23 protein-coding genes and 1 riboswitch are annotated in these 17,576 nt (G+C 41.2%); of the genes, 9 read left to right on the top strand and 14 right to left on the bottom strand.

The window, feature by feature from the left end; all coding sequences use genetic code 11:
• Positions 1–39 precede the first annotated feature (39 nt).
• Together IHV09_RS08545 and IHV09_RS08540 are read right to left on the bottom strand one after the other, a co-directional pair.
• Entirely contained in the window at positions 40–1,665 is a 1,626-nt protein-coding gene (locus IHV09_RS08545) for a DUF6583 family protein (RefSeq protein WP_197264174.1), read from the bottom strand.
• Positions 1,666–1,860: 195 nt separating this feature from the next.
• Positions 1,861–2,361: a sigma-70 family RNA polymerase sigma factor gene (locus tag IHV09_RS08540; protein WP_197128445.1), complete on the bottom strand. Its 501-nt coding sequence runs from the start codon at positions 2,359–2,361 to the stop codon at positions 1,861–1,863.
• Positions 2,362–2,933: 572 nt separating this feature from the next.
• On the opposite strand from IHV09_RS08540, the gene IHV09_RS08535 reads away from it, so the two are divergent.
• Positions 2,934–3,152, top strand: a complete 219-nt coding sequence (locus IHV09_RS08535) for a DUF1659 domain-containing protein (RefSeq protein WP_137791022.1) — start codon at positions 2,934–2,936, stop codon at positions 3,150–3,152.
• Positions 3,153–3,191: 39 nt separating this feature from the next.
• Positions 3,192–3,407: a DUF2922 domain-containing protein gene (locus IHV09_RS08530; RefSeq protein WP_066398672.1), complete on the top strand. Its 216-nt coding sequence runs from the start codon at positions 3,192–3,194 to the stop codon at positions 3,405–3,407.
• Positions 3,408–3,517: 110 nt separating this feature from the next.
• Here the strand turns inward: IHV09_RS08530 and IHV09_RS08525 are convergent, their stop codons facing one another.
• The 5 genes from IHV09_RS08525 to IHV09_RS08505 are packed head-to-tail and all read right to left on the bottom strand — an operon-like array spanning position 3,518 to position 7,492.
• Positions 3,518–3,919 (bottom strand): MaoC/PaaZ C-terminal domain-containing protein, encoded by a 402-nt coding sequence (locus IHV09_RS08525; protein WP_231618263.1) that lies wholly within the window; start codon positions 3,917–3,919, stop codon positions 3,518–3,520.
• Positions 3,920–3,921: 2 nt separating this feature from the next.
• Entirely contained in the window at positions 3,922–4,299 is a 378-nt protein-coding gene (locus IHV09_RS08520) for a MaoC family dehydratase (protein WP_197195208.1), read from the bottom strand.
• Positions 4,296–5,402, bottom strand: coding sequence for an acetyl-CoA C-acyltransferase (locus tag IHV09_RS08515; RefSeq protein ID WP_197264172.1), 1,107 nt, complete (start codon positions 5,400–5,402; stop codon positions 4,296–4,298). The genes IHV09_RS08520 and IHV09_RS08515 overlap by 4 nt, the downstream gene beginning before the upstream one ends.
• Positions 5,399–6,877 carry an AMP-binding protein gene (locus IHV09_RS08510; RefSeq protein WP_197264171.1) on the bottom strand — a complete coding sequence of 493 codons (1,479 nt, stop codon included), beginning with the start codon at positions 6,875–6,877 and terminating at the stop codon, positions 5,399–5,401. Before IHV09_RS08510 ends, IHV09_RS08515 begins: the two co-directional genes overlap by 4 nt.
• 42 nt (positions 6,878–6,919) lie before the next feature.
• Positions 6,920–7,492 carry a biotin transporter BioY gene (locus IHV09_RS08505; RefSeq protein WP_197264170.1) on the bottom strand — a complete coding sequence of 191 codons (573 nt, stop codon included), beginning with the start codon at positions 7,490–7,492 and terminating at the stop codon, positions 6,920–6,922.
• A 188-nt stretch (positions 7,493–7,680) separates the two neighbouring features.
• On the opposite strand from IHV09_RS08505, the gene IHV09_RS08500 reads away from it, so the two are divergent.
• Complete coding sequence (locus IHV09_RS08500; protein ID WP_066398675.1) at positions 7,681–7,860, top strand: DUF2187 domain-containing protein; 180 nt, start codon at positions 7,681–7,683, stop codon at positions 7,858–7,860.
• A 139-nt stretch (positions 7,861–7,999) separates the two neighbouring features.
• Here the strand turns inward: IHV09_RS08500 and IHV09_RS08495 are convergent, their stop codons facing one another.
• Positions 8,000–8,614 carry a hypothetical protein gene (locus IHV09_RS08495; RefSeq protein WP_197190087.1) on the bottom strand — a complete coding sequence of 205 codons (615 nt, stop codon included), beginning with the start codon at positions 8,612–8,614 and terminating at the stop codon, positions 8,000–8,002.
• Between the two features lie 163 nt (positions 8,615–8,777).
• On the opposite strand from IHV09_RS08495, the gene IHV09_RS08490 reads away from it, so the two are divergent.
• Positions 8,778–8,918 (top strand): YpzI family protein, encoded by a 141-nt coding sequence (locus tag IHV09_RS08490; protein WP_082861516.1) that lies wholly within the window; start codon positions 8,778–8,780, stop codon positions 8,916–8,918.
• Positions 8,919–9,192: 274 nt separating this feature from the next.
• Here IHV09_RS08490 and IHV09_RS08485 read toward each other — a convergent pair whose 3' ends face one another.
• Positions 9,193–9,690, bottom strand: coding sequence for a DUF1648 domain-containing protein (locus IHV09_RS08485; protein ID WP_197190088.1), 498 nt, complete (start codon positions 9,688–9,690; stop codon positions 9,193–9,195).
• Between the two features lie 127 nt (positions 9,691–9,817).
• Between IHV09_RS08485 and IHV09_RS08480 the strand changes: the two genes are divergently transcribed.
• Complete coding sequence (locus IHV09_RS08480) at positions 9,818–10,189, top strand: VOC family protein (RefSeq protein ID WP_197264169.1); 372 nt, start codon at positions 9,818–9,820, stop codon at positions 10,187–10,189.
• A gap of 49 nt (positions 10,190–10,238) precedes the next feature.
• On the opposite strand, the gene IHV09_RS08475 is transcribed toward IHV09_RS08480, so the two are convergent.
• Together IHV09_RS08475 and IHV09_RS08470 are read right to left on the bottom strand one after the other, a co-directional pair.
• Entirely contained in the window at positions 10,239–10,454 is a 216-nt protein-coding gene (locus tag IHV09_RS08475; RefSeq protein WP_197128427.1) for a carboxymuconolactone decarboxylase family protein, read from the bottom strand.
• A gap of 48 nt (positions 10,455–10,502) precedes the next feature.
• A complete protein-coding gene (locus IHV09_RS08470; protein WP_197264168.1) occupies positions 10,503–10,682 on the bottom strand; it encodes a hypothetical protein in 180 nt (59 codons plus the stop codon).
• A 335-nt stretch (positions 10,683–11,017) separates the two neighbouring features.
• Here IHV09_RS08470 and IHV09_RS08465 point away from each other — a divergent pair, with 335 nt between their 5' ends.
• The 3 genes from IHV09_RS08465 (at position 11,018) to IHV09_RS08455 (ending at position 13,774) form a co-directional block, all read left to right on the top strand.
• Complete coding sequence (locus IHV09_RS08465) at positions 11,018–12,196, top strand: S8 family peptidase (protein WP_197128423.1); 1,179 nt, start codon at positions 11,018–11,020, stop codon at positions 12,194–12,196.
• 418 nt (positions 12,197–12,614) lie between these two features.
• Positions 12,615–12,830 carry a hypothetical protein gene (locus IHV09_RS08460; protein WP_197190090.1) on the top strand — a complete coding sequence of 72 codons (216 nt, stop codon included), beginning with the start codon at positions 12,615–12,617 and terminating at the stop codon, positions 12,828–12,830.
• 64 nt (positions 12,831–12,894) lie between these two features.
• Positions 12,895–13,002, top strand: a riboswitch (SAM riboswitch).
• Positions 13,003–13,105: 103 nt separating this feature from the next.
• On the top strand, positions 13,106–13,774 hold the full coding sequence (locus tag IHV09_RS08455) for a sulfite oxidase-like oxidoreductase (RefSeq protein WP_197190367.1): 669 nt from the start codon (positions 13,106–13,108) through the stop codon (positions 13,772–13,774).
• Between the two features lie 30 nt (positions 13,775–13,804).
• On the opposite strand, the gene IHV09_RS08450 is transcribed toward IHV09_RS08455, so the two are convergent.
• On the bottom strand, positions 13,805–14,095 hold the full coding sequence (locus tag IHV09_RS08450) for a hypothetical protein (RefSeq protein ID WP_197190091.1): 291 nt from the start codon (positions 14,093–14,095) through the stop codon (positions 13,805–13,807).
• Positions 14,096–14,272: 177 nt separating this feature from the next.
• Between IHV09_RS08450 and IHV09_RS08445 the strand changes: the two genes are divergently transcribed.
• Positions 14,273–14,464, top strand: a complete 192-nt coding sequence (locus IHV09_RS08445) for a hypothetical protein (protein WP_197128417.1) — start codon at positions 14,273–14,275, stop codon at positions 14,462–14,464.
• 51 nt (positions 14,465–14,515) lie between these two features.
• Here IHV09_RS08445 and IHV09_RS08440 read toward each other — a convergent pair whose 3' ends face one another.
• Positions 14,516–16,447: a vWA domain-containing protein gene (locus IHV09_RS08440; protein WP_197264167.1), complete on the bottom strand. Its 1,932-nt coding sequence runs from the start codon at positions 16,445–16,447 to the stop codon at positions 14,516–14,518.
• Between the two features lie 65 nt (positions 16,448–16,512).
• A complete protein-coding gene (locus IHV09_RS08435) occupies positions 16,513–17,397 on the bottom strand; it encodes an ATP-binding protein (protein ID WP_197264166.1) in 885 nt (294 codons plus the stop codon).
• Positions 17,398–17,576 lie beyond the last annotated feature (179 nt).

The raw sequence follows: 17,576 nt of genomic DNA, 5'->3' as shown, positions 1-17,576 counted from the left end.
ACTTTGTTTTAAGTTATCTCTGTCCTTCTTATTATGATTCTATTGGAACATTTGAGCGTTTTCTCCGATAAATTGCTCGATGTTGCGTTGAATTTCTGACATCATCGTCATCATTTCAGCGTCACTCATCTCAGCAACGTTTACTGCTTTTCCTTCTGAAAGCTCAGGGAATTTCAGTTTATCGCCGAACGTTGTTTTTGTTTTGATGTTCAATCCAACGTTAATATCGCCCATTGTAGCGTCGTTACCTTTTAGTGTTACTTTGTAATCGTGGTTTGCAAAGTCCTTATCAAGGTTTTGGTCACCCGTGTGCTCGATCTCAAGCGTCATGTCTGGAAGCTCCATTGGCGCATCGCCTGCAGGAACAAGATTAGCCGTCCATTTTGACTTCTTATCTGTGCCTTCACCTTTAATTTGGAAACCGATACCTTCTGTTGTACCGTTTTCAGTCATTTCGAATTTCGCTTTAATGTCGCGCTTCTTACCGTCTTTCCCTTTTGGTTCGCTTTCCATCTTCACATCCACTAACAATGTTTCGTTTTCAGGACCTGCGTTAAGAACCCAAGAAGAGTTCGTTACGTCGCCCTTCGTCCAGCTTTCAGACTTGTAGTTCATCGGAACCGCTTCTTCACCGTTCGCACCAATCTTCATCGTCACGTTACGGCTTACTACTTTATCATCACCATCGATGATAACCACTTGCTTCATTCCACCTGGAACTTGCAAGTCATCTTTGATCGCTTTTTTCGCATCAGCAAGAAGTGTCTTAATTTCTTTCTTCGCATCTGCTTTACTCATGTTGCCCGTTGGTGCCATCATGCCTGTTTGAAGTCCGCCTTGCAATGCTGATTGTTCAGCGATCGCATCTAGGATCTCATCGTCTTTTTCAATCTTTTCAACAAAGTTTACAAGCATTGTCTTTGTTTCTTTTTCAGAAAGAGAAACCGTTAACTCGCGAAGCTTCTCACCCTTAAAATCAACATCGTCTTTCATTTTTACGTTTTCATCTTTCACGCTGTCAGCATACACTTTTGCGAACTCTTCAAACGCTTCATCGCGAGCGTCTTCACTTAGATCGCCATCCACTGCTTTAAAGAAGTTTTCAAGCTTTTCCATACCTTGGTACGCTGGATCAAACTTACGCATCACGTCACCGAACTGACTGTTTTCAAAGTAAACGTTCTTATCGTAAGCTGCAGGTACATTTACAGCTGTTTGTTTGTTGTTTTGATAAAACTCAGCATTCATTAAGTCTGCATCATTCATTCTTAAAGCCATTCCAACAGATCCTTCTTCTTTCTTTGGATCATGCTGTGTTGTTACTTTGAATTCGCTGTTTTGAAGAACAGAGCCGATCAAAGCCGCTTCCATTCCACCTGCTCCAAACATCGCCGGGTCAACATCTACCCCTACGCTCGCTTCAGACTTATACGCTTCTTCCATCTGCTTTTCAGAAAGTGCTAGCGCATCTCCAAAGCTGTCTTCAAATGATTCGTTCAGTGCTTTAAATGTGTTCATCTCGGATTTTAAATACAATTCACGCGGAGATAGATCAACGAACATCGCATAAGCAGTTGCCCCGATTGCAAGCACTGCAATAATAGCTAGCCCAATGATTAAAGGTCTTTTCTTGTTTCCAGTACTCTGATTAACTTGTGTTTCCATCGTTTAATTGTCCCCCTCTTAATAAATATATAAGCTTTGTCCTACCAACTTATTACACTGTTATTCTAAAAAAATAGCAGCTTATATCTCTATTGGCTATTATGGGTAAAAAAGGAATTTTTTCGCCCACAGTTTTCTACTATACCCTAATTCTAGAATTATATCCATCAAATCACATAGTAAGAAAGTTTGATTTTATTGGGTATTTAAAACTGTACGTAGTTTTTTAATTGCAGCCTTTCTCCATGACTTCACCGCATAAAGCGTGACCCCAAACGTTTTTGCAATCTCTGCCTCTGTGTTCATATGAAAGACTCGATGCACAACCCACCGTTGCTGATTTTCTGTTAGATGCATCAGATAGAGATTTAAAGTTTCATCTTCCAAAAAAGGAATGTGGTCTTGATGGGAAAGGTGTTGAAACGTTAACGATTCATGAGGATCATGCGTGACCTCCGCCTCCTGCCTCTTCAGCTCGTTTCGCAACTCTTGTAAAATTCGGCCGCGAACATGGATAAAAGCAAATGACGAGAACTGCCCTTTTTCCGGGTTGTACGTTTCGTAAGCTTTCCAGAGTCCGAGTAAACCAGCTTGATAGTATTGATCGAATTGGTTCGTGAGGTGATAGCGTTTGATCTGGGATTTGATGAGTGGTTCGAACATGGCTGCAACTTCTTCAAACGGATTGTGTTTCATGGGAATCGTTCCTTTTGGAATGTGCGCACATTCGGGGAATTCCGCGGTATCTTCACTATAGATTGGAGGAGTTTTGTAAAACAAAGTGCAACTCTTGAAAAGTTGTATAGTTAACGATGCAAAACGACAAAAGTTGCCTGTTAACTTTTGAAAAGTTATCCACAATGTGTGTGCAGAATTACGAAAATTGATAGATTTTTTGTGTGAAATGCTGGATTTAGAAAGATTTGTAGGTTGATTTTGAGTAAAATTCTAAAAATTGTGGATAAGTGCTGTGGAGATTCTTCGCAGCTTTTGTAAGTAGTTGATTTCCGTTCCAGGTTGCTCGCTTTCCGCGGGGCAGGCGGTGAGCACCTTGCCGCTTTGCGCCGTTAAGGGTCTCACCTGACCGCTTGTCCCGCAGGAGTCTCACACCTTCCACTCCAACCAACTCATCAATGATGCAGATATTTGAAAGCACCCTCTTTAGTTACATAAAGTAGGTCTGAGCGACACTTACTTCAAAAATTTTTAGCCTCATGGCTCCTTTTCACTTCTTTCTGGAACTTATGATGTGAAAGGAGGTGAGGCACATGGCAACAGCAGCTTTAATTGATTCAGCAATGCGTTTGGAGCTTGATGGTGGATTGGATGCAGACAACAAACCGGTAGTGAAGTATAAGAACTTCGCTCATGTTAAGACTTCTTCAACACCTGACCAGCTTTATGCGGTAGCAAACGCATTATCAGGACTTCAAGTGTATCCCCTTGTAATGATTAAGCGAAACGATTCCTTCGCGATACACTCTTAATGAGAGGCGAGGAAAATATAGAGGAAAGGAGGGATTTCAATGGCCAAAGTGCTTGAATTGCAGTTTCTTAACCAAGAGAACAAAACGGTAACCATCCGTCTGGATGCTCCGATCGAACCGGTTGATCCTGCAGCTGTAAATGCAGCGATGGACACGGTAATCGCACAAAACATCTTTACTTCTTCGGGCGGAAACTATACGAGCAAAAAAGGTGCGCGTATTGTTGATCGTGAAGTGAGCGAGATTGAACTATAAATCATAAAATAAGTGACTACAGCGACCGTAAAAAAACCGTCTTCTAACCAATTGGTTAGGAAACGGTTTTTTTGAACTGTGGATATTGTTGATAATGTGGATAAGTAATACTATTTATACACATGTAGCACAATTCTACTTTTCGCTACCTGTGGATAAGTCGAGCTTGAAACAATAACATCTACGGTAAATGACTCTTTTTCAACAGATTCGATTATTCCTTTTATACTGATCGTTTCCCCTACTAAAACAGGTGCTTTAAATTTCATCTCATATGTTTTTACCCAATAGCCTTTATTAAGGTAGGGTTCCACGATATTGGATGCGATTGCCATCGAAAGCATACCGTGTATGATTTTAGCCGAAAATCCTTTTTCATTCGCAGCACGATCATCAAAATGAATCGGATTAAAATCTCCAGACACTTCCCCATATTTCCTCACCAAATCTTCATTTACTTCTATTAGTAAAGGCTCGAGTGCATCGCCTAATTTTATGGCATGAGAAACCATTTTCACTCTGCCTCCTTTAAAAGAGTAGATTTTGCCGAAAATACCATTTTTCCGTGCACGTTTTTACCAATAAGCTCTTGATGCAAAACAAGAAATTGACGTCTTTTCTCTACGGAAATTAAGGAAACAGTACATTGAATTGTATCTCCAATCGAGATAGGATGTTCGTAATGAAACACTTGGTCTTTGTGAATAAACGATTGTTCGTGAAACCATGGCACGTTGATATATTGATAAAAAATCATCGGTAGAGCTGGAGGAACGTAATCTATAGCACTTTTTCGATTACCTGATGCCTCAACGTAAGCTTTAACAAGCGCTTCTGTTATCGTTATGGCAACCGACTGCGTCACTGTCCCTTCATACTGTTTAAAATTCATGGGTGCTCACACCTTTCAAATAGTGTTGCAATCCCAAGTCCACCGCCAATACCTAACGTGGCTATACCAAACCGGTCACCTGAGGTCATCTCCCTTAGCAGTGAAGTCACGAGAACCGCTCCTGAGGCACCATAAGGATGTCCAAATGCAATTGCACCACCGCCTTTGTTCAGCTTGTCCCACGATATGTTAAGTTCTTGAGCGGAAGCAACGACTTGGGATGCAAATGCTTCATTGAGTTCAAATACATCAATATCACTTATAGAAAGGTCCATTCTCTGTAAAAGTTTATTTACAGCTGGAACCGGTCCGATTCCTGGCAAATTTGGATCAACACCTGCCGTGACAGCATCGATAAATAGTAGTTTTGGAGCAAGTTTAAGCTCTTTCGCTTTTTCTTCACTCATGACGAGTACGATAGATGCACCATCGTTTAAACCACATGAATTTGCGGCAGTAACTGTCCCATTTTCTTTAAATGCAGGTTTTGCACGTTTCATCAGTCTTTCGATCACAGAAAGTCGCTTGATTCCTTCATCCATTAAGGGCTCATCATTATACGCAACAAGCTCATTATTAAAGCGATTTTTTTCAATAGAATCTATCGTTCTCTTATAGCTTAGAAGCGAATATTCATCCTGAATTGCACGTGTTATGCCGTATTTTTCAGCCACGTTCTCAGCTCCAACACCCATGTCAGGATCCCCTATAGAGTCTGGAGAAAAGCGAGCTCGTTGTGGAAACGTTGATGTACTAACGGATTCGGTGCCACCTGCTAAATATATGTCTCCTGCACCTGTTTGAACTAGCCGACATGCGAGATTTATCGCTTCAAGTCCAGAACCGCATTGACGATCAACTGTAAAACCTGGAACAGTCACTGGAAGACCTGCTGTTAAAGCAGATAAGCGTGTAATATTCCCACCAGGACCAACTGTATTCCCTAAAATCACATCTGACACCATATCAGGAGAAACGTTGTTTTCTTTTAAAATCTTTTGAATGACAGCAGCCGCTAGTTTTTCTGCTCCAACACCTTTAAAGTAGCCCGCTTTCTTTCCAATCACTGTACGTTTGGCATCGATAATAACAGCTTTTTTCATGAACAGAGTACACCTTTGCTATAAATCTCTTTTATCTTTGATCTTGCAATTTTTCCGCTCGACGTATAAGGAAACTCTTTTGTAAAAATAATGTGTTTAGGTACTTTGAATGTTGAAAGATGCTCTCTACAAAAACGTTGGATATCACGAACTGTAAGGATAGCATCTTCTTTTTGGATGATTGCTGCTGAAACCTTCTCTCCCCAATACGAATCTGGCATCCCAAAAACAACAGCTTCCTCAACTCCATCTAGTGAATGCAAAACTCTTTCGATTTCTTCAGGATAAACGTTTTGTCCTCCAGAAATTATCATGTTATTACTGCGTCCTATAATGAATAAATCTCCGTCATCATCTAGCTTAGCCAAGTCACCTACTGTCAGCCATCCATTGTCGTCCCAAACTTCTTTATTCGCATCAGGCCTATTAATATAGTGTGAAAACAGCATCTCACTTTTTACAAAAAGAGTACCTACTTCTCCTTTTTCCACTTCGTATCCATCTTTTCGAACAGATAGTTCTACATTATGAAAAGCGCGTCCTACCGATAACGGCTTTTGTAAGGCAGTTCGGTGATTAATAAAGCTTACAAAGCTTAATTCAGATGCACCATAAAACTCGAAAAGCTCTGTTTTAGGAAACAGATTATTTATTTTCCTTTTAAGTCCAGGTTCCCATTTGGCCCCTGAAGATATTATTCTTTTTAGTCTTAAATCGCCGTTCTGAGAATCCATTTCTTTAGTTAGTGCAGCAAGCATAGTAGGAACAGCATAAAGAGCTGAAACTTCGTCTGACTTGATCTCTTTTAAAGTTTGGGTAGCTGAAAACTTGGGCAACAGTTTCACCTTTCCACCTAAATAAATCGTACTGATCGCTGCATACAAAAATAACGAATGAACAAGTGGTCCAGGTACGAGTACTGCGTCACTCTCAGTAAGGCCAAAGTCTGTTTTACTGCATGCAAAGCTTTTAACCCATGAACGATGGTTGCGTACAAAACATTTCGGAACACCCGTCGAACCTGAAGTGAACCCCATATAAAACAATGAATTGTCTGCAACAGTACTTTTTACTTCTTCACTTGAGCTAAGACTTACATCATCAATAGCAGAAATTAGGGTGACCTTTCCGTATTTCATTTTGCTCTGCCATTTTTCTGTAGTAATAACCAAATCCGGCTCACATTGTTTTAGCCTTTCTTCCAGCTCCTTTTCTTTCCATTTCAAATCAAGTGGAATACAAATCCAGCCAGCAGAAATGCCTCCTAAGAAATATTGTAGAAAATCTATTCCGTTAGGCACATATAGCGCTGCTTTTCCTTGGGTTCCTTTGAAGGCCTGCTTACGAAAATATGAAGCGATTTTCTTAACATTGCTGTCCAGTTCTTGATAGGTTATTTTATCTTCACCCATTTGAATCGCTGTATTCTCAGGATGTAAAAGGGCACTTTGTTGAATCGTATCGGTAATTAGCACAGAAGTCCTCCCTATAGAAAAAGACTGTCCGAAGACAATCTATTAATGGCTGATCGTATGATTTTGAGTAAGAGCAGTCTGATTTTTAAATAATCTTTGTCTTATTTTAACACCAAGTGCGGCTGCGATAGTAGCTTTTATCAAATCGCCTGGTAAGTAAGCTAAACCTGAAACTGCAGCTGTCTCCAAACTGATGTCCATTACAAATGCAACAACTGGAATACCGCAAAGGTAAACAAAGACGATTCCTGCGACGAAATTGTATATGAAGACCTTCCACACTTGAAGTGGCTGTCTTGCTTTTTCGATCAATAACCCGATTAAGAAAGCTGATAATGGCCAGCTAAGTATATAACCAGCACTTGGTCCTACAAAAACACCTGCACCACCGCGTCCACCAGCTAATCCTGGAACACCAGCTGCAATTACTAGTAAGAAAACAATCATACTTAATCCGCCTAGTTTGGCACCAAGCACCACACCTGCAAGCATTACACCAAGAGTTTGTGCTGTAATGGGAACTGGTGTAAAAGGCAAAACGATTGGGGGCAGGAATCCTAATACAATCATGATTGCTGCGAATAAAGCTACATACGTCATCTCTTTTGTTTTCATGAAAAAACACCTCATCGTATTTATGTCAACTTATATTAATTTTAAGTTAACATTAAAAGCGCTTCAATAGCAATACGTAATTGATTCAGCTATAATACTTAACAAATAGAAGTTTTTAAAAATAAAAGGAAAATTAGTCACAATTATGGTAAAATAGTACAAACATTAATTACGTTGGAGGAAAAGGCATGGAATTTAAAATCGGTGATATTATTGAAACATTCGACGGCTTAAAAGGAGAAATTACTTCATTGTTGACCAACACCGCTGTTGTGGACTTTTCCGTAACAGAAAACTATTCGGAGCATTTTGAAGATGCGAAGCAAGTTGTACGTTTGAACGATATTAGACAAATCATAAATAGCTAGATCTTATATAGAAATAAACGACTTTTAAATGGAGTGTAGCAGTTTGTTTTCGCTCCAATCCATTTTCAATGAGATTTTCAACAATACAAAAACAGCTCTCTGTGCAGCGAAACTGCGCAGAGAGCTGTTTTTTGTTTTTTTACAAGTTTTTACGATTGTTCTGTGAAGTCACGCCTACTGAAACGACGTTTGTATCATTTTCTCTTGTGTAAGTCGTTTCTTGCGCTGATCCAGTGGAATAATCGTGAAGCTTGTCATTTCCGATTGGGTTATCAGCTAGTTCGGATCCTGCTTCTTTTAATTTTGAACCGATGCTGCCAAGCTCCCCTTTTGTTTCTTTAGCTGTCGATAACACATCACTTGAGATTTCTTTTAGCGTATTAATGTTTCCAAAAACGTCTTTATTGAGACGCTCGTATAGCGCTTGCGCGTCGTTGATCGCATCTTTTAAAGTGGTGCTCGCTGTTTTGAACTGGCTGATCATCTGATCTTTCACTTCACCTGGATTTTGTTTAACTTCCGTAATCATTTTGCTGGAGCTATCCTTCAACCCTACCGCAGTGTTCTTTACTTTTGACCGTGTATTATAATCAATCAAGGCAAGTGCCCCACCAACGATACCGCCAATTACGATTCCTGTTAGTAGCTTGCTTTTTTGCGGGTCTGCCACTCTCTCTCTTTGCGCTGTACCGTAAGCATCTTCAGGATACATGCCGTTTTCATATCCGTTTGTAGTGTTTACACTCTGTACCATTTTAAGTCCTCCTCGATTAATTTTTTTCGTAGTTAGGGGATTCCCTTTTCTCTAAAAGCTAAACGTTTGGGTAGGCTGTTTCAGGATATTTTCAGCTTTTACATAAAAGTTTCAGTTAGTCCTCATACTAATGAAAATCTGATGTGATTGGAGGGATTTCACTATGGGAAAAGACAGACAGGAAAAGAAGTTGCGTGAATCTGGCCGCGTTGAATCTGACCGTGATCAAGACTTAAAATATTCTGGTGCTACTAAGATGGAAGGTCCAGATGAAGCGCGTGCACGCAACCATCAAGATCAGTAATCAAAAATGGGAGCAGCTCATCAAAAAGTATGAGCTGCTTTATTATTGTTTCAGTGTCGGTATGAGTCGAAAATTCGATAAAAAAATTTATCCGTGAAATTAAAATGATTTACCGTGAAATTATGGAGCTTATCCATGAAATTAATTCACATTACCGAACTATGGTAAATAACTATCCTTATACGGCGCACACATAGCTATTATGTACTCTAGGAAAAGACACACTTCATAAAAAAGAGGACTCTACTTCTCCAAATGAAGTTCGTCCCCTTTTTTACTTCCATTTAATTGATCTTACGATGAAAAAAGCGATGGATCCTGTGATTCCTATGATAAAAATGGGGAGTACCCACACACTTAATCCTTCACTTGTTCCATTGGCGACTTCTGCACAGGCCCAAGTCATATAGACGAAAAAGATCAAGATTTCATTTTTCATTACATTGATCATCATGCGCGCATTTTTATACTGTCTTTCTACGTTTTCTTCCGTAAGATTAAAATAATTGTAGATGTGCGGAAATTTTTCTAACACGGTAAGCAGTAACCACGTCACCGCTCCCATCACGATTAAAATCCATAGGTTGTTCTTACTTCCCCAGCCATCTGGTTCTCCGGCTGCATTAAAGTGGGTTGGCACGGTGTTCGGAATAGCAGCCCACTGTGAGATCAAGCTCACTGTTCCTATTACCAATAAGGTGATTGATGCGATATCTAAAAAGTTTTCAAACCATGTTCTTTGTATGTTAAGTTTTGGTCGGCCTTCATACATATACTTTTCAACCTCCTCCCTCTATGCTATACGTTTTTTTTCGATGGAAAGTTTCGTCATGAATTGAATTGTAATCGGGGTAAAAGAAATCTATAGTTAAATTATCAGATATTTTAAGGAGGATCTTATGAAACTTGGTGCGTTTTCTGTAAGTTTAAGTGTAAAAGATATCCATCGTTCAAAAGCTTTTTATGAAAATTTAGGATTTGAATCGTTAGGTGGCAACATCGAGCATAACTGGTTGATCTTGAAGAATGAGGATACGGTTATCGGCTTGTTTCAAGGTATGTTTGAACAAAACATTTTGACTTTCAACCCTGGATGGAACCAAAATGCGGAAAATCTTGAAAATTTCACTGATATTCGAGAGCTTCAGAAACAGCTGAAAGAAAGAGGAATTTCGTTATCGACTGAAGCGGATGAAACGAGTGAGGGTCCTGCGAGTTTGACGATTGAAGATCCAGATGGAAACCTGATCCTGATCGACCAGCATAGATAATACATAAAACAACGTCCAGATCGCATGCGTGATCTGGACGTTTTATTTGTTAATCGTTTAGTATTCCCATCGCGATAATAAACCAGTTGGCTCCGTTTTTGCTTCCGATTTGGAAGAATAGCGCAATGATCTCTTCTTTTGAAAAATGTTTCGTGAGTCGGTTGTATAATTCATCTGGCAGTTGTCCGTGATAAGCCATGATGTGATCAGCGAGTTCGAGAGCTAGACTTTCACGTTCTGATAGTTCTGCGTTTCCTTGCTTCATCGCTGTTTTTCGTGAGGACTCATCCAGAGTCCCGTAGTCCATGCTTTGTCAGTAGTCGCACCCATTGTTTGAGGCCGCTCGTAAGCGGAGCATCTCCATAAGTTCAGGCTCTAGTATGTCGTTCAGCGCTTTTTCCATCTGCTGAAAAGCATCTAGAATATCTGGTGCGTTAGCAAGGGATTTCTTAAAGGGTGTTCCTTCCACATCTACTTCTGGTAAACGTGCCATTTGTATTCCTCCTCCTCAAATAAAAAATTTCTTTTTTCTTTCCCTCTTACCTTACACCATTCTTCAAAGTAGTCCTATGTTTCTGTTTAAGGGGTTGAGACTGAATGCGCTTTCTGTCGAATTTGAGTCTTATCACCTACCCACTTTATATTTTAAGATAATGAATAGGTCATGCGAACCTAAACGCTCTTGTAGTAATATCTTCTCTGTGATTGTAGTCTTTTGGTAAATAATCATTATTTTCGAATAGTATTAAAGGGTTTTGTTGAAAATTGTTGAATTCCTTACCATCGGAGCCAAGCTTGCTTGGTAAATACAACAGAGGAGTGATTTTTATGTTAAAGCGTTTCGTGGCGACTGCCGCAACATTACCACTACTTGTTTCATTAGCATTGCCAGCATCTGCTGCAAATTCGGAGGTGTCGAAAGCTTCGTTTACACCTGCTGCAACGAAAGCTGCTTCACAAGAAATTATTGTTCATTTTAAAGATTCTGTTTCAGCAGCAGCTAATACTAAAAACAAAGTTTCACAACTTGGCGGTAAAGTAGTTGAGGTTACAAAAGACTTTACAGTCGTGAAAGTAGACGGCAGTGTGGCAGATGCGATCAAGAACTATGAAAATCTTGACTCTGTTGAGTATGCGGAACCTAACTTAACGTTCCATGCAAGCTATGTACCAAACGATCCTGCTTATCAAAGTCAGCAATATGCGCCACAAAAAGTAGGAGCTGAGCAAGCTTGGGATACTACGCAGAGCTCTTCCTCTGTAAAAATTGCAGTAATTGACACAGGCGTTGACTATAACCACCCAGACCTTGCTGGAAAAGTCATTAAAGGTGCCGACTATGTAGATGACGATAACGATCCATTGGATGAAAACGAGCACGGTACACACGTTGCGGGTATCGCGGCTGCGAACACAAATAACGGTGTGGGAATCGCGGGTCTTGCTCCAAAAGCTTCTATTCTAGCAGTTCGTGTTCTTGATGCGAACGGCAGTGGATCACTCGATGACGTCGCTCAAGGCATTCGTTACGCAGCTGATCAAGGTGCGCAAGTTATCAATTTAAGTCTTGGTGGAGCAGGCGGCACACAGACTCTTCAATCCGCAGTTGATTATGCATGGGGCAAAGGTTCTGTAGTCATTGCTGCTGCAGGAAATGAGGGTGTATCTTCTCCTAGCTACCCTGCTTATTATACGAACGCGATTGCAGTTGCGGCTACCGATCAAAACGACCGTAAAGCTTCATTCTCAAACTTCGGTACGTGGGTTGATATCGCAGCGCCAGGTGTTAACATCTATTCAACAACACCAAATAACCAGTATGCGAGTTTCTCAGGAACGTCTATGGCATCACCAGTTGTTGCGGGTGTAGCAGGACTTCTTGCGGCTCAAGGTAAGAGTGCTTCTCAAATCCGTGCAGCGCTTGAAAACACAGCTGATCCTGTATCCGGAACAGGCAGCCAGTTCCAAAACGGACGCGTAAATGCAGCGGCGGCTGTTCAGCAGTAATTGATATAAATAAAAATGTTCCCAAACCTCTGGAAGTTAGTGTTTATAACTTCTGGAGGTTTTTTATTTTCCTTTTTTCATAGATGCTGTTAACGACTGTTATCCACACTTAACAACTAAATTGCATTTGTTAAAACTCCCTTCTTCATGAAGACAATTTCTGTAGAGTTAATGCATTTTTGTTCATTTGCTTCTTCGAGAAGTTGATTGGAGTGTAAGGTGCGAGACTCCTGCGGGACAGGTGGGCAGGTGAGACACTTAAGAGTGAAACGAACAAATGTGGCTCACCGCCTGCCCCGCGGAAAGCGAGCAACCTGGAGCGGAAATCAACCTCTATCTTAAACATCGATGAATACGAAAACAGCTTTCATGAAAAACTGTTAACAGAAACATCTGTAAGATGCGGAGGATTTCAGCTATGTTTGGTCTTGGTAAAGGTAAGCAAAAGAAAAAAACGTCTCAAGGTTCTGGCAAGAGTGAGTCGACTGAATCAGAAAAAAGGCAGAGTGAAAAGGAAGCCGAAGAAAAAATCGTCTACTTTTTCTTGATCAGTACAGCGGTTTTTGGCGTTGTCGTTCTGTATCTAGGCATTTCTCGCGAGATGTCTTTTGTGGCTGATCTCATTTCAAGTTGATTTTTCATGTCCTGAATGTATAATAGTTGTAACTTACATATCGTTTTTAAGCCGATTAATCGGTCTCTTATTTCGAGCAGGCGGAGGGAATTAGCCCTATGAAGCCCGGCAACCACCTATTTTGTTAGGCACGGTGCTACATCTAACAGTTTTACAGACTGAAAGATAAGAGGATGTGAACACAACCACTCGTCCTCTTTTTTTATAAAAGATGGCGTTTTTTGTTTTTGCTACCTCAAATGGAATCAATCGTATTAAAGAAAGGGTGTTCATTTATGGACCTTAACAAAGCGGATCGCATTAAAAAGATGCGTGTCCCACAAGTCGATGAAAAACTAGGAAACCGCTTGCCTCCTGGGCAGGTTGAAACAAAAAAGTTCCCTATTCTTCATGAGGGGGAGGTTCCTGTTTACGATATGAAAAAATGGTCGTTATCTGTAGAAGGACTCGTAGGAAAACGTGTCGAATTTAGTTTTGAAGACATCATGAAGATGCCTCAAACGACAGTAGTACGAGATATTCACTGTGTGACGAGATGGTCACGGTTCGACAATGCGTTTGAAGGTGTTAAATTTACGGACTTTTTAAAGCACTTTGATGTGGATCCAAAAGCAAAGTATGTGATGGTCCACGCTGATTACGATTATACGACGAATGTTCCTCTCCAAGATTTGTTGCGAGACGATGTCATTCTTGCGCACTCTTTTGACGGCAAGCCGTTAACGGAAAAGCATGGATTTCCGCTGCGTCTCATCGTTCCGCATCTTTATTTTTGGAAAAGTGCAAAGTGGATTCGTAAGTTCGAGTTCTTAGAAGAGGATCAGCCAGGCTTTTGGGAGCAAAACGGCTTTCATATGTATGGCGATCCGTTTAAAGAAGAACGATTTTCGAGCGATGAATTTGAGATGCCTGAAGATGAGTGGAAAAAGAAAGAGTATGATTGATCCCAAATGAAAAATTAGGGGGAAGTCCGTTTATTTTCTTCCCCTCAGCATTTTAATCTCATTTTTTAACGCTGTAATCTGATCTTGGATGTCTTTCATCTGAGCTTCTTGTTCTTGCTGGTCTTTTAGATCCTGCGCTTGATCGAGGTACACTTGTCTGAGAGCGATCGCTGCACTGAACGTAGCTAGAAAATCCCCCGCGGTCACAAGCGTTGAAGCGAGTAAGGCGAGTTCTGCAGCAAACGTGGTACCATCTTTATTATTTGCTAAATATTCTTCTTCTGCTTCTGCTAAAATGACGTCTACTACACGTTGATTCACATCATTCACTCCTAACACCTGAATTAGTAATACTATATGCGTTTGCCCTATTTGCGGTGCCCGATGTTATCCTTCATATCCCGATTTTCGAACACATAAAAATTCGGCTTTTTTCGTGAATTGTTCTTAATGTATAGGCATTTTGTCCGATATTATCCTTACTAGGGAGGTTTGGCGATGGAACAATGGCTGTCTTTTCGTATTCCGTTCGATATCATTTCCATTTACATCTTACTTGCCGCGATTATTGTGGTCGGCATATTTTCAAGCGTACTTCGAACAGCCTTACCAGAATGGTCTGTCAGGATCTTTAGCTACACGGGGTTTGTTGGAGTAATCTTTGCTTGGCTGAAGCTATTGGAGTATTGATACATACATAAAAAACGCCTTGGGGTGAGCTGACCCAGGCGTTTTGGCGTTTTATAAAGATTTGAAAAGTAGCTTACGAAGTACGGGCATCAGATAGTCGACAAGCTCTGAAGCACTTGGCACAACTACATTTTGCGGACCATAGATATTCTGCATCAACTTCTCTTCTTCCTCTGTGATCTCTCCGTTTGCGATGAACATACCAATCGTTTCGATCCCAAGCTTTCTTGTACGAGTAACCGCTTCGTGTGTATCGAGTACGCCATGCGATTCATAATCGAAAGCCGCTGGTTCACCGTCTGAGAAAACGAGCAGAATCTTTTGCTGCTCTGGTCGTTTTGCCAGCTCTTCTCCCATACGTCGGATGGAATATCCGTCACGGTTATCTTCTTGTGGTTCGAGCTGTATGATCGGCGCTCCCGATTGATGCAGAGAGTTACGATAGGAGATCACTTCATGAAAATAATTCGGTTGATCGTTATTTGAAGCATCTGCTGCATCTTCCCAAAAGCCAACTACAGAATGTGGAATCCGAAGAGCTTTTAACGTTTCATGAAAAAGCACGATCCCCTTTTGCGTTTCTTCCATCTTGTTGAACATAGACGCTGAACAGTCGACGAGGAGCGTGAATGTCGTATCGAGTTCTTGTGGAGATTCCTGCTTTTTCCGGAAAAGCCTTGGATTCTTATCGGTTACGAGTCTCGTAAGCTTCTTTCCAAGTCTTCCAAAGTGCAGATCTTCTCTTGGTGCTGTTCGTTTGTGCTCCATCGTTTTTAAAAAGTTTTGTTTCAGCTGCGAAACGAACGGCGCGATCTCTTGGTTATATTCGTCGTATTGAGCAATCTCGTCGAGGGTTGCCGGTTTTGCTGGCACAAAATGCTCGGTGACATTTTTGTTCACTTCTCCGTACGGGAAGTGGTTTGCAGAGTCAGAACCATTTTGGTTGTTGTCGGTTTCGGCTTCATGCTCGTTTTGAGTGTCGAAGTCGTTGTTGTCTGTACTTTTAGCGCTCGTTTGAACCGATCCGAACACCGCGTCACCACTTTCTGCTTCCCTCGCACCTTCTCCTAACAAATCTGTGTTTGTTCCCTGATCAAGGTCCATTTGTAAAAACGAATCCTGCGGGTCAGATGTTTCATCATGCCAAGAGGAATGAGACTCTTTTTCTTTGTCGTCTTTATCCTTGTCTGAATCTTCATCCTTAGTGATCGTTTTCTTCGTTTTCGTTTCGTTGTTTCGTGTAAGGTCGTCAAAGTTTTGATCGGTCTCACTATTTGTTTGGCTTTTTTGCGACGGGTCACTGAAACTACGGTATGCAGTTTTCATATCGTTTAAGTTTGTGTGTTTTTGTATGATTGCTGCCATCTCTGTGATGATCGCAGCGATATCTTCAGTCGATTTAGCCGTTGTAAGTTTGGTTAAATGAGAGCGCAGTTCTTGATAGAGTTTCTGCGTCTCTTCTGGTACGGCCACAAACCGTTTGTTCGCCAAAAGGATAATATGGCAAAAAAGCGCATCAAGCGTACGCTTTTGCTGAATATGCTTTCGGTACTCACGGTTGTAATGAACCTGGAACGTTTCTTTTCGGAGCTTGAATGCATGCGTCATCCCCGGTCGGTTCTTCACGCAGATCTGTTCTAATCGATAATCTTCTGCAAAAAGAAGGACTTGCTTGAGAAATTCACGGTGCGGATGAGATTTCAATTGCTTCAAGGTATCCCAGATCACATGGTCGTCCGTGTGAAACTGAGTACCATAGCTGCGCAAATAAACATCCGATTTCCAGCCTTCAAGCTGAATTTCGCGCGGGTACGGGTTCCAGAACTGGCTGACGTGTGTGACGCCGCTGTTTCGTTCTAGGTACGAGTGATACGAGAACGAAACGTCCATTTTATCCACTTTTGAGAGTGAGCGGGAAAGATCGATCAGTTGCATGTGAACAAAAGAATCGATCTTCGTATCCGCAAATACTAGGAATTTCATCTAGGGAAAACCTCCAAAATCGTCGTGGGAAATAAATTGTATGGGGTCTGACCCCATTTCCCAGCTTACGCGAACAGGGTTGCGGCTACGTTTGCAACGAGGGCGCGTTCGCGCGCGTCTTCGAGCTTGTCTGCGATCGCTCGTTGAATGGCACGCTTCGCCGGCAAATAAACAGAGAGATCGGCTGCATCTAGCAACGCACGGATAGATGCTGCATCTTCAGACAGATGACCTGCTTTTGCTTGCCCGATCAAATCAGACGACAACTGAACAAACTTGGATAGTACCTCTTCGTCTTTTTGCTGAGATTGGTTCTTAAGCATTTCTTTTAACGTATCACCTTGAATGTAAGGCACTTCGATCACGACAAAACGGTTTTTCAACGCTTCGTTCAACGGTACTGTTCCGATGTACCCTTCGTTGATCGCGGCAATGACATTGAAACCAGATTGCGCTTTTACCACTTCACCTGTGAAAGGATTGGCAATCGTACGGCGATAATCGAGCATTCCGTTTAGGATCGGTAGCGTTTCTGGTTTTGCGATATTGATTTCATCTATATAGAGAAAATGCCCGTTCGCTGCCGCTCTTGTTACTGGCCCAGGAATGAACTCGATCTCTTGTTTACCCTCGCTATAGCTTAACGTCTTATGACCAAGAAGCGCTTCAGCATCAAGATCGACAGAGGCGTTGACTTGGTGCAGAGGTTGACCGAACACGTTTGAAAGAAGCTCTGCAAGCTTTGTTTTACCTGACCCCGTCGGTCCTTTCAACAATACATTCTTTCCGAGAGCAAGCGCGATCACGGCATCCTCAATCAATGCTGCATCAGGCGCTGTATATCCCTGCTCCCCAATTAATTCTTTATATTCATTTGGTAGATTTTCTAGTCGTTTTGCTGCATCTTGCTGCAGTTTTTCTTTTATTTCAATCGGAAGTTGGAGATTCATATCAAATTTCCTTTCTGTATCAGTGATCTTACCATTATTCTAGATCACTTCATCTATCAACAGTATTTCCACTTATTTGCTGTGTAAAGCCTTACACAATGTAACATTGTAAGCTTTTTCAGTGCAAGTACGTTGTTTGTTAAACACTTTCTACTCAGAAAAAAGAACCGACCATTTAG

This window comes from Fictibacillus sp. 23RED33 (genome assembly GCF_015903925.1).
Classification (GTDB): domain Bacteria; phylum Bacillota; class Bacilli; order Bacillales; family Fictibacillaceae; genus Fictibacillus; species Fictibacillus phosphorivorans.
Note: the sequence above shows the minus strand (reverse complement) of the source record. Positions and strands in the feature narration are given on the sequence as shown.

Excerpts from the sequence above, each read along its gene's own strand:
- IHV09_RS08545 (WP_197264174.1), bottom strand. The coding sequence starts at position 1,665 with ATGGAAACACAAGTTAATCAGAGTACTGGAAACAAGAAAAGACCTTTA.
- IHV09_RS08540 (WP_197128445.1), bottom strand. The coding sequence starts at position 2,361 with ATGAAACACAATCCGTTTGAAGAAGTTGCAGCCATGTTCGAACCACTC.
- IHV09_RS08535 (WP_137791022.1), top strand. The coding sequence starts at position 2,934 with ATGGCAACAGCAGCTTTAATTGATTCAGCAATGCGTTTGGAGCTTGAT.
- IHV09_RS08530 (WP_066398672.1), top strand. The coding sequence starts at position 3,192 with ATGGCCAAAGTGCTTGAATTGCAGTTTCTTAACCAAGAGAACAAAACG.
- IHV09_RS08525 (WP_231618263.1), bottom strand. The coding sequence starts at position 3,919 with ATGGTTTCTCATGCCATAAAATTAGGCGATGCACTCGAGCCTTTACTA.
- IHV09_RS08520 (WP_197195208.1), bottom strand. The coding sequence starts at position 4,299 with ATGAATTTTAAACAGTATGAAGGGACAGTGACGCAGTCGGTTGCCATA.
- IHV09_RS08515 (WP_197264172.1), bottom strand. The coding sequence starts at position 5,402 with ATGAAAAAAGCTGTTATTATCGATGCCAAACGTACAGTGATTGGAAAG.
- IHV09_RS08505 (WP_197264170.1), bottom strand. The coding sequence starts at position 7,492 with ATGAAAACAAAAGAGATGACGTATGTAGCTTTATTCGCAGCAATCATG.
- IHV09_RS08500 (WP_066398675.1), top strand. The coding sequence starts at position 7,681 with ATGGAATTTAAAATCGGTGATATTATTGAAACATTCGACGGCTTAAAA.
- IHV09_RS08495 (WP_197190087.1), bottom strand. The coding sequence starts at position 8,614 with ATGGTACAGAGTGTAAACACTACAAACGGATATGAAAACGGCATGTAT.
- IHV09_RS08490 (WP_082861516.1), top strand. The coding sequence starts at position 8,778 with ATGGGAAAAGACAGACAGGAAAAGAAGTTGCGTGAATCTGGCCGCGTT.
- IHV09_RS08485 (WP_197190088.1), bottom strand. The coding sequence starts at position 9,690 with ATGTATGAAGGCCGACCAAAACTTAACATACAAAGAACATGGTTTGAA.
- IHV09_RS08480 (WP_197264169.1), top strand. The coding sequence starts at position 9,818 with ATGAAACTTGGTGCGTTTTCTGTAAGTTTAAGTGTAAAAGATATCCAT.
- IHV09_RS08475 (WP_197128427.1), bottom strand. The coding sequence starts at position 10,454 with ATGAAGCAAGGAAACGCAGAACTATCAGAACGTGAAAGTCTAGCTCTC.
- IHV09_RS08470 (WP_197264168.1), bottom strand. The coding sequence starts at position 10,682 with ATGGCACGTTTACCAGAAGTAGATGTGGAAGGAACACCCTTTAAGAAA.
- IHV09_RS08465 (WP_197128423.1), top strand. The coding sequence starts at position 11,018 with ATGTTAAAGCGTTTCGTGGCGACTGCCGCAACATTACCACTACTTGTT.
- IHV09_RS08460 (WP_197190090.1), top strand. The coding sequence starts at position 12,615 with ATGTTTGGTCTTGGTAAAGGTAAGCAAAAGAAAAAAACGTCTCAAGGT.
- IHV09_RS08455 (WP_197190367.1), top strand. The coding sequence starts at position 13,106 with ATGGACCTTAACAAAGCGGATCGCATTAAAAAGATGCGTGTCCCACAA.
- IHV09_RS08445 (WP_197128417.1), top strand. The coding sequence starts at position 14,273 with ATGGAACAATGGCTGTCTTTTCGTATTCCGTTCGATATCATTTCCATT.
- IHV09_RS08440 (WP_197264167.1), bottom strand. The coding sequence starts at position 16,447 with ATGAAATTCCTAGTATTTGCGGATACGAAGATCGATTCTTTTGTTCAC.
- IHV09_RS08435 (WP_197264166.1), bottom strand. The coding sequence starts at position 17,397 with ATGAATCTCCAACTTCCGATTGAAATAAAAGAAAAACTGCAGCAAGAT.